Below are 15044 nucleotides of genomic sequence, written 5' to 3' on the forward strand. Positions count from 1 at the left end.
ATATACTCGGGACTGTTTTTTTGCCCTATATGCCCTGAATCAGAGATTCGGTGCTTCGGAGAACAGGCTTGCGCGTCAGTCGTTCGTTAACGATTAAGCAAATGGCGACGATTTCCAGCGTTGCAGTCGTGACCATTTGTATTTTTATCGTCATACAGCTTTTTCATTTTGTGCAGCAGCGCAGAATCGACTACGCCCAGCAAATGGAGAACGTGGCACATACCGTTCGCCAGCCGTTGTCACAGGCGGTACTCAAAGCGGATATTCCTCAGGCTGAATATATTCTTAACTCACTGCGTCCGGCCGGTATTCTGGCGCGCGCAGAAGTGGTGCTGCCCAATGGGCTCCAGGCGCTGCATACGGACTTTGAGCCCGAGAAACCGGTGCCACGTTTTATCATGGAGTTGTTTGAGCTGCCGGTGCAAATCACGGTCCCTCTCTATTCTGTCCAACCGGCCAACCCTAAGCCCCTGGCGATACTGGTGTTGCAGGCCGATTCCTGGCGCGTGTATCAGTTTATCCTTAGTGCTGTCTCGACGATGGTCACCGCCTATCTGCTGCTGGCGCTGATCCTCTCTGTCTCTATCAGCTGGTGTATTAATCGGTTGATGGTGCGCCCGCTGCGCAATATTGCCCACGAGCTGCGGGACCTGAGCCTGCAACAGGCGATCGGTCATCAGCTGTCGTTGCCGCGTCATCATCGTGATGATGAAATCGGCATGTTGATCCGCCACTACAACCGTAACCAGAAGATGCTGGCATCGTCCTTTGATGAGATGAGCCACATGAGCACCCATTTTTCTCTCACCGGCCTGCCTTATAAAACGCTGTTCCTGGCGCTGCTGGAGCAGCATCTGCGCGCTGTTGGCCCGGCGGGTATGTTTACTCTGATCGTGGTGCGTATTGAAACGCTGCTGGAGACCAACGGGCTGGTCACCGACGAACAACGTCATGCCATGCTGCTGACGCTGGTGGAGAAAATGCGCGAGTGTATTGATGAGCGTACGGTACTGGCGCAGCTGTCGATCTGCGATTTTGCCCTGCTGGTGAAACGCGCGAATAACCCGTTCCGTGGACTGCGGCTGGCGCGGACTCTGATGGTGCGCCTGAATCAGCCGATCGGTTTGCAGCATATGCAGCTGCGGCCGAATATCAGCGTGGGCATGGTACTGCGTGACGCCGACAGCCTGAGTGCCGCCGATCTGCTGGCCCGTGCGACCTCGGCCATGATGTCGGCACGCCATCAGGGGAAAAATCAGATCCTGTTCTTCGACCCGGCATTAACCGAGCGCGCGCAGAAACGTCTCACCCAGGAACATGATATTTTGCAGGGGCTGGAGCAGCAGCAGTTTGCGCTATGGTTGCAGCCACAAATTGATATGAACAACGGCAAGCTGGTGGGCGCTGAAGCGCTGCTGCGCCAGCGTCAGCCCGATGGCTCCTGGTGCCTGCCGGAAGATCTGATTACTAACGCGGAAGAGATTGGGGTGATTACCGCACTCGGCCGCTGGGTGTTTGAAGCCTCCTGTCGTCTCCTGGCCGACTGGCAGCAGCAGGGGATCGAATTGACGCTGAGTGTGAATCTCTCGGCAATCCAACTGCGCGAAGCCACAATGGTCAGTCATTTACAGGAGCTGATTCAGCGTTATGACATCCGTCCTGGTCGTCTGATGCTGGAGATCACTGAAACCGCCCAGATCGGTGAGCCAGAGCAGGCGCTGCACCTTTTGCAGGAATTACAGAAAACCGGCGTTTCCATCGCGCTGGACGATTTCGGTATGGGCTATGCCAATCTGAACTGGCTGAATCAGTTTAAAACGCTGCCGATTAGCAAACTAAAAATGGATCGCAGCTTTGTCGCCGCGTTGCCGAATAATGACAGTATGGTGAGAATTGTTTCTTTCATCGCTGAGATAATGCATCTGGACGTCGTGGCCGAGGGTGTGGAAACCGAAGAGCAGCGTGACTGGCTGCTGGCACGGGGTATCTCTATTGGTCAGGGTTATCTGTATTCAGAGGCGCTGCCGCTGCCGCAATTTGAGCAACGTTATCTGTCACAATCCTGAGACGCGGGTCTACCTTCTACTTTCTTTAGTTATACAACTTTCTGCTGACGTGATTCAGCTCTTATAAATGTCGATTAGGTGGCCCCACGCCGGGCCACCCCGTACCAATCCTGTTAACCGGATGTTACTTTCGCGCTGTCGTTGGACTAAAAAACAACAATTAACGCGGTTAACGGATACCTTTATGAAAACTTCCCTGTTCAAAAGTCTTTATTTCCAGGTACTGACAGCTATCGCCGTCGGTGTTCTGCTCGGGCATTTCTACCCGGAGCTGGGCGCGCAGATGAAGCCGCTGGGTGATGCCTTCGTCAAGCTGATCAAAATGATTATTGCCCCGGTGATCTTCTGTACCGTGGTGACCGGTATTGCCGGTATGGAAAGCATGAAAGCGGTCGGGCGCACCGGTGCCGTGGCGCTGCTCTATTTTGAAGTGGTCAGTACCATTGCGCTGATTATCGGCCTGGTGGTAGTGAACGTGTTGCAGCCTGGCGTGGGCATGAACGTTGACCCGGCTACGCTGGATGCTAAAGCGGTGGCGATGTACGCCCAGCAGGCTGAACAGCAGGGCGTGGTGGCATTCCTGCTGGATGTGATCCCGGGCAGCGTCATTGGTGCCTTTGCCAGCGGCAATATTTTGCAGGTGCTGTTGTTCGCGATCCTGTTTGGCTTTGCTCTGCACCGTATGGGCGATAAAGGCACGCTGGTGTTCAACTTTATCGACAGCTTCTCCAAGGTCATTTTCGGCATCATCAATATGATTATGCGCCTGGCACCGATCGGGGCTTTCGGTGCGATGGCCTTCACCATTGGCAAATACGGCGTGGGTTCACTGGTACAGCTCGGCCAACTGATCATCTGCTTCTACATCACCTGCCTGCTGTTTGTGGTGGTGGTGCTGGGGCTGATTGCTCGCGTGGTTGGTTTCAATATCTTCAAATTTATTGCCTATATCAAAGAGGAGCTGCTGATTGTCCTGGGGACGTCCTCTTCTGAGTCGGCGCTGCCACGTATGCTGGATAAAATGGAGAAGCTGGGGTGTAAGAAATCGGTCGTCGGCCTGGTGATACCCACCGGTTACTCCTTCAACCTCGACGGCACCTCGATTTACCTGACGATGGCGGCGGTCTTTATCGCTCAGGCCACCAATAGCCATATGGATATCTGGCATCAGATTACCCTGCTGGTGGTGTTGCTGCTCTCCTCGAAAGGTGCAGCAGGGGTGACCGGCAGTGGTTTTATCGTGCTGGCGGCAACGCTCTCGGCCGTTGGGCACCTGCCGGTGGCGGGCCTGGCACTGATTCTCGGCATTGACCGCTTTATGTCCGAAGCCCGCGCACTGACGAATCTCGTGGGTAACGGCGTGGCGACCGTGGTGGTGGCCAAATGGGTGGGTCAGCTGGACGAAAAGCAGTTAAAAGAGACGTTGAATGCGAGTAAAAAGCAGCAAAAAGTAGCCTGAAACATCGCGATAAGTACTTAATTCACAAAAAATCACCTCAAATGCCCGTCGTGACTTGCCCTCACGGCGGGCATTTGCATAATAACCCTCATATTATTTTATGATTTTTCATTCCGCTGTGTGACATCCTCGTCGATGCGTGGTCTAAGAGCTGTTCCTTTTAAAAACAGTGGCTTTCCGGAGCCATCTGTCACCGTGACAGAATCAGGCCGTAGACCGCCAGTGATAATTATTTGGTTTGTGATTGAGTAGGGGTTCACATGCAGGGCACCAGAATTCGTTTATTGATTGGTGGAATCTTACTGGCAGTGGCCAGTAGCACTGTACAGGCTGAAACACTCCAACCCGATCCTGCCTGGCAGCAGGGCAAACTGGAGAACGGTTTTAGCTGGCAGTTGCTCACCACCCCGCAGCGTCCAAGTGACCGCGTTGAAATTCGCCTGTTAGTTAACACGGGCTCGCTGGTAGAAAGCGCCCAGCAGGCTGGCTACAGTCATTTGTTACCCCGTCTGGCGCTGGTGCATAATGCCACGCTGGATCCGGCGCAGCAGCGCTCACTGTGGCAGCAAAGTATTGATCCGCAGCACCCCCAACCGCCAGCCATCACCTCATACGATTACACGCTTTACAATCTGAGCCTGCCGAATAACCGCCCGGAAATGCTGAAAGAAGCCCTGGCCTGGCTGGCGGCAACCGCAGGTAAAATGACGATTAACGATCAGGTGGTGAACACCGCCATCAATGCTGATGACCCGATTGCCACCTGGCCGGGTAATCCGCAGGATGTCTGGTGGCGTTACCGCCTGAAAGGCTCTTCGATGCTGGCGCATGACCCGGCCGCCGCGGTAAAAACCCCGGTCGATATGGCGCAGCTCTATGCATTCTATAAGCAGTGGTACACGCCCGATGCCATGACGCTGTTTGTGGTGGGTAACGTAGACAGCCGCAGTCTGGCCGAGCAAATCAATAAATTGTTCTCCCCGCTGGAGGGCAAGCGCGATCAGCCTTCCGCGATGCCAACGCTTTCGCCGTTGCCACAGCAGCCGGTGAATCTGGTGAACAACGGTATTAGCCAGGATCGTCTGTCGCTGGTGTGGGATACGCCGTGGCAGCCCATCCGCGAATCACAAAACCTGCTGCGCTACTGGCAGAGCGATCTGGCGCGTGAAGCGCTGTTCTGGCATGTGCAGAAAGTCCTGAGTGATAACAAAACCCAGGGAATGCAGGTTGGCTTCGATTGCCGGGTGCTGTATCAGCGCGCCCAGTGTGCCATCAATATGGATGCAGACAACGCGGCACTGAACAACAACCTGGAGCTGATCGCCAAAGAGATGGTCAACGTGCGTGATAAAGGGCTGACTCAGCAGGAGTTCGATGCGTTGATGACGCAGAAGAAAAGTGAACTGACCAAGCTGTTTGCCACCTATGCACGCACCGATACCGATGTTCTGATGAGCCAGCGCCTTCGCTCTCAACAGAACGCAGTGGTGGATATCGCTCCTGAGCAATATCAGAAACTGCGTCAGACTTTCCTGTCAGAGTTAACCCTCGACCAGCTCAACCAGGAGCTACGTCAGCAGTTAACCCAGGATATGACGATGGTGCTGATGCAGCCGCAGGGCGAACCTGAAACCAAGGTGAAGATGTTGCTCGAAAGCTGGCAGAAAATTATGACGCCGATAGCGCCAGTGGCTGCCCCAGCGGACGCGGCACAAACGGACGGCAGCGCACCGGCACAGTGACAGGTGTGATCACGGGGCGGACCCGCTGTTTTGGCCCGCCCGTGATATCACCATTTCCGCGCGCGTAGCCATTCGTTGACCAGCATCGGCCAGCTGGCGAGCGGCAGGTCGGCCACGTTGCGAATGCCAAAGCCGTGGCCGCCTTTTTCATAGAAGTGCAGCTCGCACGGCACCTGATGTTCACGCAAAGCGCTAAACATCACCATGCTGTTATTCACCGGCACTGACGCGTCATCAACGGCGTGGATCAGCAGCGTCTGCGGTGTGTTATCGCTCACGCGATTCTCCATTGAGTACGCGTCAATTTCCTTCTGGCCTGGGTTTTCACCCAGCAGTTGCAGACGCGACCCGCTATGAGCCAGCCCGTCACGCATACTGATGACCGGATAGATCAGTACCAGCGCATCGGGGCGCGGAGAGCGCGCATCAGCAGCATCCTGCACCGGATAGAGTTTTTCACCGAAACGCGTTCCCAGACTGGCGGCGACATGCCCTCCGGCTGAGAAACCCATCATGACAATTTTCTCACCATTGCGGCCACGCAGCGCACGTTCACGCAGCACTCTGACGGCGCGCTGGGCATCGGCCAGTGGCGCATCAGCACCTTCATGGTGACCATCTGCGGGCAGACGATAGGTCATGACCGCCAGCGTATAGCCCATAGAGGTAAAGAACATCGCCAGGGCGCTGCCCTCTTTATCGATCATGATGCGCTGGTAACCGCCGCCAGGGGCGACCAGCAGCGTGATGCCGTTCGACTGTTCCGGGTACCACACCGCCAGCTCCGGACAGCGGACGCCGCTGGCAGCACGGTCGAAGGGCTCATAAGGTTTGGCCAAATCAATAATCTGCGGCTGCGCCCGTGAATCGCTGGCGCCTGGCGCATCGCCGTGTGGCCAGAGGTTGAAAATTTCTGCGTTCATAGGCGCCTCAATATTATTGCTGCAACAATAATTAGAAATTATAGAAGCCGTAGAAAAAAGGAAGGTGATATTTATCACGGCGTATTGAACAGAAACTGTGCCGCTTTATTTTTCCGCCGTCTACTATTTCACCTCATCGGTAATCAATTTCGGAATATACTCAATTCTTTCTTTTTTCCGGCCTGATGCACTGTCATTGCTGCTCTGGGCAGCTTTTACATTAGATTTTTTTAAATATTGACCTAAACACAAACTATTTATGCGGCTGCTGTTTTTACTCATTAATAATGGTTCTTTGCTCAGGAACTTTCCCCGGTAATAATTTGACTTAATATTATTGATTCATCAGAACGGCATATTTTACTGTCAGAGACTATGCTGTCAGACGGAATCTGAACGGAGAGTGAAGATGAAACGCAGTGTGCGTTATATCCTGATTTTATGTCTGGGGATGTTCGTCAGTTTGCCCCTGTTTGCGCAGCAGTATGCGTTTCTCAACCAGGATGACCTGGTGCTGAATAAAACGCGGTTGCAGCAGCAGCAGGCACCCACGCTGACACTGAAAGCCTGGCATCAGCTACAGCACGAGGCCGATAAGGCGCTGGTTGCGCCACTGCTGAGCGTGACAGAGAAAGGGCTTACGCCTCCCAGCGGTTCAAAACACGATTACCTGAGCCTCAGTGCCTACTGGTGGCCAGATGACGCGTCTCCGGATGGGCTGCCGTGGGTACGCCGTGACGGTAAAATCAACCCTTCAACTAAGAACAATGACAGCGACGGTGTGCGGCTGGCGACGTTTACCGCCCGGGTACAGACCCTGACGCTGGCCTGGTATTTCTCCGGCGATGAACGCTATGCCGATCGCGCGATCGCCCTGATCCGCCACTGGTTTCTCGATCCTGCCACGCGGATGAACCCTAACCTGAACTGGGCCCAGAGCGTACCGGGCAAGGCGGAAGGGCGGCGCTCTGGCGTGCTCGATGGACGTTACTTTGCCACGCGGATTGTGGATTCCCTGCTGATGCTGCGCACCGCGCCTGGCTGGCGTGCGCAGGATGAACAGCAGATGCAGCAGTGGATGAGTGATTACCTGCACTGGCTACAGACCAGCAAACAGGGTAAGGGGGAAGCGCAGGCTGAGAATAATCACGGTAGCTGGTACAACGTGCAGGTGGCGGGTATTGCCTGGTATCTGCAACGGCCTGAGGTGATCCCACCCATGCTGGAGCAGGCAAAAAAACGCATGAGTCACCAGTTTGCTGCCGATGGCAGCCAGCCGAAGGAGCTGGCACGCACCCGATCTTTCCACTACAGCTGGTTTAATTTGCAGGCACTGACCGCGCTGGCCAAGGTGGCGCAGAACAGTCATACCGGTGATCTGTGGCATTACCGTACCCCGCAGCAGGCCAGCCTGCTGACAGCGCTGGATTTTATGGCACCGTACAGCGGCAACAACAAAACCTGGCCCTACCACAGCCTTGACCGTATTGGCGTGCGCCTGATCCCGTTGCTGTCGCAGGCCGATAATCAGCGTAATAGCGATCGCTATCAGGCGGCGATCCGTCAGGCTAACTGGGATCTGCCCAATGGCGGAGAAGGGCGCGGGGCAACGATCTCCGCGCTACGTGATACCTGGCTGCTGGCCGTGCCGCGCGTTAGCGAGGCGCAGGCATCCGCTCACGGGGAATAATCGCCCCGCGATGCTGGATCACCGTACTGGCGGTGAGGTGGCCGCGCTGTGCGGCTTCGGTTGCGCTCCCGCCAGTCAGACGTACGGCGAGGTAGCCAGCGCTGAAGGAGTCACCTGCTGCCGTGGTATCAACTATCGCTGATGCCGGCAGACGCACCGCGGGGATCTCCAGCAGCGGCTCGCTGCCATTCGCTACCAGGCAGGCATCGGCACCGCGTTTAATCACAATCTCACTGACGCCCGCCTGCTGCGTGCGTGCAATCACGTCTGCTACGCTGGCTTCGCCCCACAGCAGGGTTTCATCGTCCAGCGTCAGGAACGCGATATCGGTGCAGGCGAGGATTGCCTGATAGGCACTCTGCGCCTCTTGCGGGTTCTGCCACAGGCGTGGGCGGTAGTTATTATCGAAAATAATCTTGCCGCCGTTTTTGCGGCACGCGGCCAGCAGGGCGTAGAGGGTTTCCCGGCTCTCTGGGCTTAAGATCGCGAGGCTGATCCCGCTCAGATAGAGATAGTCATAATGGGCCAGCTGCTGACAGATCGCTTCTGCACGCTCGCCTTCCAGCCAGTAACGCGCGGCAGCATCGTTGCGCCAGTAGTAAAACGTACGTTCACCCTGCGGGTCGGTTTCAATCACATACAGGCCTGGCAGTTTGTTCTCCATGCGCTGGATCAGGCCGGTCTGTAGCGACTCGCTTTGCCAGGCGGCGATCATCTCACTGCTGAAGCTGTCCTGACCCAATGCGGTCACATAATCCACCCGCAGCGCCTGCTCTGGTACCTGGCGAGCTACGTACACCGCGGTATTCAGCGTATCGCCACCAAATCCCCGGCTCATATCGCGACCCTGCTGGGAGAGTTCAATCATACATTCGCCGATCACGGCCAGTTTCTGTTGCGTCATGGTCATTCGCTCAATGAAAAGTCTGCGTTCAGTCTCGCTGCGTGCGGGGCAACAGTCAATGATTTAAAACGATGTTTTAATTTTATTGTGACGTGGGTTTAGTCCGGGCCAACTGATGATAAAACGCCCTAAACAGCGCCTGTTTTAGCGATTGAAAGGGCAAAAGATGGGTAATCTTAGCAAGGCTAACGTGGCTGTATGTCGATAAAGTTCTCAGGGACAGTGCCGATACTTGCAACACGGGATGCCATACGAAGGCGGTCTCACAAATAAAGGATCATAATAATGGTGCTGAATAGCCTCAGTCACCGGTTACCGAACGCAATCGTCGAACAAGAGCAGCTTAAAGAACCTGTTTACTGGCAACAGTGTCAGCGTTCCTATAACTTCCAGCCGATTTACCGGGTAGACGGTAGCCTGATGGCAATTGAGTTGCTCACAGCGGTGTTTCACCCATCCGCGCCGAGCCAGAGAGTTTCGCCGGAGCTTTATTTTGCAACGCTTGAGATCCCTCAACGCCTGCATATTGTGGCCGAGCAGCTGACGCTGCTGGCTAAATGGGAAAGAAAATTTGCCAGTACTAACATCGTCGCCTCCGTCAATATCGACGGGCCAACGCTGTTGGAAATCCAGCATAACAGAACCGTTCGTCAGTTAATTGCACGCTGCCCGTGGGTGCGTTTTGAACTGGTCGAGCACCATGTGTTGCCACAGGAAGTGATTGTTGCGCAGATGCCTGAACTGGGGCCGCTGTGGCTGGATGACTTCGGCTCCGGCATGGCGAACTTCTCCGCGCTGACCGAACTGAAGTACGACTACATCAAGCTCGCACGCGAGCTGTTTATCCTGCTGCGTGAAAGCGAAGAGGGCCGAAATCTGTTTGGAATGCTGCTGGCCCTGATCAATCGCTACTGCAAAGGGGTGATTGTTGAAGGGGTAGAAACACCTGAAGAGTGGGAGCAGGTACGTAACTCTCCTGCCTATGCTGCACAGGGGTATTTCTTTGCCCGTCCTATGCCGTTTGAACAGCTTGAGGCATTGCCGCTGAACCTCGTCTGATCCCATGTGCTGTCGTCTCGACTATCTTTAACCAGAGACGGATAGCCATCAAGGAGACGACGAATGTCGCGTACGGGGAAAGTCATTAGCTGGATTGCCGGGATTTTTGTGCTGTTGGTGGGGGTGATGGTCATTGTGATCGCCACCTTCGACTGGAATCGCCTGAAGCCCACCATCAACCAGAAAGTTTCTGCCGAGATTAACCGCCCGTTTGCCATTCGTGGCGATCTGGGTGTGGCGTGGGAGCGCAACCGCAGCGAACCTGGCTGGCGTCGTTGGGTGCCCTGGCCGCACGTCCATGCCCAGGACATTATGCTGGGTAACCCTCCTGACATTCCTGATGTCACCATGCTGCATCTGGCGCGTATCGACGCCACTCTCTCACCCCTGGCGCTGCTGAGTAAGCAGGTGTATCTGCCGTGGATCAAACTGCAACAACCGACCGCAAAGCTGGTGCAAACGGCCGACCGCAAAAATAACTGGACGTTTAACCTCGCGGGCAGTGACTCAAAACAGGAAAATCAGCCGCCTTCCGCATGGTCGTTCCGTCTGGATAATATCGTTTTTGATCAGGGGAACATCGCTTATCGTGATGCGATCAATAAGGCGGATGTGCAGATCACCGTCGATCCGCTGGGTAAACCGGTGCCTTATGCCCAGTTGGCAGGAGGCAACGACCAGCAAAAAGGGGCGGCAGATTTTGTCTTCGGCTGGCGAGTCAGCGGGACGTACAACAACGAGAAACTGAACGGTGACGGCAAAATGGGCGGCATGCTGTCGTTACGCAGCCAGAATACGCCATTCCCGATTCAGGCTGATATCCGCAGTGGCACCACGCGCGTGCGGGTGGCGGGGACCGTGCAGGACCCGATGAACCTCGGCGGGGTAGATATTCGCCTGCGTTTCTCCGGTGATACCCTGGCCAACCTCTATGGGTTGACGGGCGTTCTGCTGCCGGATACGCCGCCGTATGAAACGGATGGCCATCTGACGGCGCGTTTCCAGCAGGCCGCCGGTGCGGTGTTTCGCTATCAGGGCTTTAACGGCCATATCGGCGACAGCGATATTCATGGTTCCCTGACCTACAGTCAGAGCAAACCCCGACCTAAGCTGGAAGGGACGCTGGAGTCGCGTCAGCTGCGTATGGCCGATCTCGGCCCGCTGATTGGCGTCAATTCCGGTAAAGGCAGTGAAAAGACCGAAAAGGCCAAGGCACAACGTGGAGAGGCCGCCACGCAGCCCGCCGATCGCGTGCTGCCGCATGATAAGTTCGACACGAAAAACTGGGATGTGATGGATGCGGATGTGACATTCAAAGGTCGGCGCATAGAGCACAGCAGCTCATTGCCGATCAGCGATCTTTCCACTCATCTGATCCTGAAAAACGGCGATCTGCGCCTCGACCCGCTGCGCTTCGGCATGGCGGGAGGAAACCTGAATGCCAGCGTCCGGCTGGAAGGCGACAAATCGCCAATGCAGGGACGCGTGGATCTCCATGCCCGCAATCTGAAGCTGCGGCAGCTGTTCCCGGGCGTGGAAGCGATGCAGAGTGCGCTTGGCCAGATGAACGGTGATGCGACGCTGAGCGGGCGCGGTAATTCAGTGGCCGATTTGCTGGCAACCAGCAACGGTGACCTGAAGCTGCTGATGAACGATGGCCTGATCAGCCGCAGTCTGATGGAAATTGTGGGTCTGAACGTGGGTAACTACGTGGTGGGTAAGCTGTTTGGTGATGATGAAGTGAAAATCAACTGCGCGGCCGCCAATCTTCAGGTGAACAATGGTCTGGCCTCGTCACGGTTGTTTGTCTTCGATACCGAAAACGCGATTATCAATATTACCGGCACCACCAATTTTGCTAACGAACGGCTGGATCTGTCGATTAACCCGGACAGCAAAGGCATCAGGATTATCACGCTGCGCTCGCCGCTGTACGTACGTGGCACCTTTAAAAATCCCGATGCCGGTGTGAAGCCCGGGCCATTGCTTGCTCGCGGTGCGGCAGCGGTGGCATTAGGTGCGGTGGTGGCCCCGGCAGCGGCGCTGCTGGCGCTGATCTCACCGAGTGACAACGACGATAATCAATGCAGCCGCGTATTGCAGCAGATGAAAAGCGGGAAATAACGTCGTGCGGGGCGGGTATTGATAAGGACGAGGCAGACCTCACCGCTACAATCATTGACACGGGCGAGGCATGCCTCGCCCCTACAGTCATCGATACGGGCGAGGCATGTGGTCGGTCTGTACCCATGCCTCGCCCCTACGGTCATCGATACGGGCGAGGAATGTGGTCGGTCTGTACCCATGCCTCGCCCCTGGATCCGCTGTAGGGGTCGGGCATGCCCGACCCGCCATCAGGCAATATCAATCAAACAACGATTCGTGACGGGTTTCTTTGCACAGGATCAGCGCAATCAGCGTCAGGCAGGCCATCGACGCCAGGTAAACGCCGACATAGAACAGCCCGTAAGTGTGCGCTAACCAGGTGGCGATATACGGCGCGATGGATGCCCCCAGAATCGACGACAGGTTATAGGAGAACGATGCTCCGGTATAACGGACTTCGGTCGGGAACAGCTCCGGTAACAGTGCGCCCATCGGTCCGAAAGTCAGCCCCATAATGCTCAGGCCACAGACCAGGAAAGCCATAATCAGCATCTGATTACCGGAACCCAGCATCGAGGGGAAGATCATCGAAAAGCCGATAATAATCAGGGTAATGACGATCATCGTCCTGCGGCGACCAAAGCGGTCGGCCAGCAGCCCGGCAATCGGCACCATGATGCCAAAACCAATCACCGCTAGCATCAGCATCCACAGGAAGGTATTACGTGGAATGCCCAGTCCGTTAGGCGCGGGCGTGGTGCCGTAGGTCATGGAGTAAACGGTCATGATATAGAACAGGGTGTAGGTCGCCAGCATGATGAATGTACCAATAATAGTGGTACCCAGATGCTTGCTGAACAGGGTGCCAATCGGCACTTTCACCTGTTTATTCTCTTTCTGTACTTTGGCGAAAACCGGCGACTCATGCAATGAGACACGGACATACAGGCCGATCAGCACTAATACCGCTGAGAGAATAAACGGCACGCGCCAGCCCCAGCTCATAAACTGTTCGTCAGTCAGCAGCCAGGAGAGCAGCAGGAAGGTGCCGTTGGCAAAGAAGAAGCCAATTGGCGCGCCAAGCTGCGGGAAGGATCCATACAGGGCGCGTTTTTTCGCCGGAGCGTTTTCCGTGGCCAGCAGTGCCGCACCACCCCATTCGCCGCCCAGTCCCAGACCCTGACCAAAACGTGCCAGCGCCAGCAGCAGGGGAGCGAACACGCCAATCGTTTCATAGCTCGGCAGCAGGCCGATCGCAACGGTTGAAATGCCCATGGTCAGCAGCGAGGCGACCAGCGTGACTTTACGTCCGACACGGTCACCAAAGTGGCCAAACACCGCTGAACCGATAGGGCGTGCGATAAAGGCAATGGCGAAGGTCGCCAGTGACTGTAGCGTGGCAACGGTGGCATCGCCCTGTGGGAAGAAGATATGCGGGAACACGATTACCGCGGCAGTAGCATAAATATAGAAATCGAAGAATTCGATAGCAGTGCCGACCAGTGAAGCAATAACGACTTTACCGCGAGAGTTGACGGGCGTGGCGTTGGGGTCGGTGTCGATGGATGGCGCGATGGAAGCTTGCATAAATTTTTCTTATTTGAATGTGAATGTAAACGGCGTAACAACGAATCTTACGCACAGGCAAAGCCGCATTCAATGGCGAAAAAGCACCGAACAGGCGGGTTAATCCAGCGAAAAGAGGATAATTTTCATTCCGCGATATTTGAGGGTGAATGGCAGGGCGAAATCGACGATTTCTGGCGTGAACCACTGCAAAACAGCCAAATTAAAGTTATGTCTCAGCAATAAATGCTGTCTTTTGGTTGAATTATCGCCACTTGTCCAGATTATCAACTGCTTTATGCCCGGTTGCCGTTGCACTACGGCTAAGGGGTTTCTTAATATCGTTGATAAAAGGTTTAGAAAGTAAACTATCAGCACGGTTTACAACCTGGTTTCGGCGGAATAGAATCTCGTCACTTTCTTCTCAGGAGCACACAATTGGACAGTCACCCTGTAACTCACGCGTTATAAAGGCAGGCCTACTCCGTTGTGCGCCTGCCGTTAATCGGCGGGCTATGTTTCCTCTCTTCTCAGAGCAGTAGCATCCCGTATAAAGAACTTTAAGATGTCCAGCCTGTGGCCGGACGGGGATTGCGTATGCGCTTTTTTGTTTTCACACCACAACGTCATCATCTTTTTCCTCCGGGCTGCCTGCGTTAATTCCTGTGCAACCGGTGCGCCTGTGCGCATCTCAATTCCCGTCGTGAGACGACAATGAGAACGACAAAGATGACATGGACTCCTTTTATCCTGCATTTGACCCTGGCGGTAGCGCTGGGGGCGATTATTGGTGCCGAGCGCCAGTGGCGACAGCGTATGGCTGGCCTGCGTACCAATGCGCTGGTAGCCACCGGTGCGGCTATTTTTATTCTCAGTTCGGTCAGCACCTCGCCGGACAGCCCTGGGCGTATCGCCGCACAGATTGTTTCCGGTATCGGTTTTTTAGGTGCCGGCGTCATTATGCGCCAGGGAATGAACATCTCCGGGCTGAACACGGCAGCAACGCTGTGGTGCTCTGCGGGAGTGGGCGTGCTGTGCGGGCTTGGGCAGTTTGCCAATGCCACCGCGGCAACCCTGGTGCTGCTATGCGCTAATATCCTGCTGCGTGAAGCGGCCCAGCGTATCAATACCCGGCCCAGCGCGACAGAGCATGAGCCGGAGCAGCGCTACCGCATTCAGATTGTGTGCGGCAGTGAAGATGAAATTTTGGTGCGCACGCTGATCCTGCAGGCGCTGAATGGAATGGCACTGCGCCTGCAGTCGCTGTACAGCGCGGATATCGCCCGCCCGGGTCATCTGGAAGTGAGCGCTGACGTGATGGCATTTCCCGCCGCGCAGCGGGAGATTGAAAGTATTGTCTGCCGCATCAGTCTGGAAAAAAGTGTCAGTGCGGTGCACTGGCGGATAGCGCCAGACCAGGCGATTTAACCCCACACAGGAGCACAATGATGAAAGAACCTCCGTCCCGGGAGAGGCAGTGGTGTGATAACAGGAGGCACATGCGGAAATAATTCCAGCCTGCTGTTCAT

General features: G+C 55.4%; 11 protein-coding genes. 7 read left to right on the plus strand and 4 right to left on the minus strand.

The annotated features are described in order from the left end of the window. The first annotated feature begins 68 nt into the window (after positions 1-68). From hmsP to LJN55_RS00630, 3 genes are all read left to right on the plus strand, one after another. Entirely contained in the window at positions 69-2066 is a 1998-nt protein-coding gene (gene hmsP / locus LJN55_RS00620) for a biofilm formation regulator HmsP (protein WP_227535463.1), read from the plus strand. A gap of 184 nt (positions 2067-2250) precedes the next feature. Beyond that, a complete protein-coding gene (locus LJN55_RS00625; RefSeq protein ID WP_133844594.1) occupies positions 2251-3525 on the plus strand; it encodes a dicarboxylate/amino acid:cation symporter in 1275 nt (424 codons plus the stop codon). A 260-nt stretch (positions 3526-3785) separates the two neighbouring features. Further along, on the plus strand, positions 3786-5267 hold the full coding sequence (locus LJN55_RS00630; RefSeq protein ID WP_227535465.1) for a M16 family metallopeptidase: 1482 nt from the start codon (positions 3786-3788) through the stop codon (positions 5265-5267). A 47-nt stretch (positions 5268-5314) separates the two neighbouring features. Here the strand turns inward: LJN55_RS00630 and LJN55_RS00635 are convergent, their stop codons facing one another. After that, positions 5315-6190 carry an alpha/beta hydrolase gene (locus LJN55_RS00635; RefSeq protein ID WP_133844590.1) on the minus strand — a complete coding sequence of 292 codons (876 nt, stop codon included), beginning with the start codon at positions 6188-6190 and terminating at the stop codon, positions 5315-5317. A gap of 123 nt (positions 6191-6313) precedes the next feature. Beyond that, complete coding sequence (locus LJN55_RS00640) at positions 6314-6472, minus strand: hypothetical protein (protein WP_159338354.1); 159 nt, start codon at positions 6470-6472, stop codon at positions 6314-6316. A 127-nt stretch (positions 6473-6599) separates the two neighbouring features. Between LJN55_RS00640 and LJN55_RS00645 the strand changes: the two genes are divergently transcribed. Beyond that, positions 6600-7880, plus strand: a complete 1281-nt coding sequence (locus LJN55_RS00645; RefSeq protein WP_227535466.1) for an alginate lyase family protein — start codon at positions 6600-6602, stop codon at positions 7878-7880. On the opposite strand, the gene kdgK is transcribed toward LJN55_RS00645, so the two are convergent. Further along, positions 7846-8784, minus strand: a complete 939-nt coding sequence (gene kdgK, locus LJN55_RS00650; protein ID WP_133844585.1) for a 2-dehydro-3-deoxygluconokinase — start codon at positions 8782-8784, stop codon at positions 7846-7848. The two genes, LJN55_RS00645 and kdgK, sit on opposite strands and share 35 nt — an antisense overlap. A gap of 285 nt (positions 8785-9069) precedes the next feature. Between kdgK and pdeH the strand changes: the two genes are divergently transcribed. Further along, on the plus strand, positions 9070-9843 hold the full coding sequence (gene pdeH / locus LJN55_RS00655) for a cyclic-guanylate-specific phosphodiesterase (RefSeq protein ID WP_133844583.1): 774 nt from the start codon (positions 9070-9072) through the stop codon (positions 9841-9843). Positions 9844-9906: 63 nt separating this feature from the next. Next, on the plus strand, positions 9907-11967 hold the full coding sequence (locus LJN55_RS00660) for an AsmA family protein (RefSeq protein ID WP_227535467.1): 2061 nt from the start codon (positions 9907-9909) through the stop codon (positions 11965-11967). Positions 11968-12207: 240 nt separating this feature from the next. Here LJN55_RS00660 and LJN55_RS00665 read toward each other — a convergent pair whose 3' ends face one another. Beyond that, the gene (locus LJN55_RS00665) at positions 12208-13536 is read right to left on the minus strand and encodes an MFS transporter (RefSeq protein WP_200642300.1); all 1329 of its coding nucleotides are present in this window, start codon (positions 13534-13536) and stop codon (positions 12208-12210) included. A gap of 708 nt (positions 13537-14244) precedes the next feature. Between LJN55_RS00665 and LJN55_RS00670 the strand changes: the two genes are divergently transcribed. Further along, positions 14245-14943: an MgtC family protein gene (locus tag LJN55_RS00670; RefSeq protein ID WP_133844575.1), complete on the plus strand. Its 699-nt coding sequence runs from the start codon at positions 14245-14247 to the stop codon at positions 14941-14943. Positions 14944-15044 lie beyond the last annotated feature (101 nt).

This window comes from Erwinia rhapontici (assembly GCF_020683125.1).
Classification (GTDB): domain Bacteria; phylum Pseudomonadota; class Gammaproteobacteria; order Enterobacterales; family Enterobacteriaceae; genus Erwinia; species Erwinia rhapontici.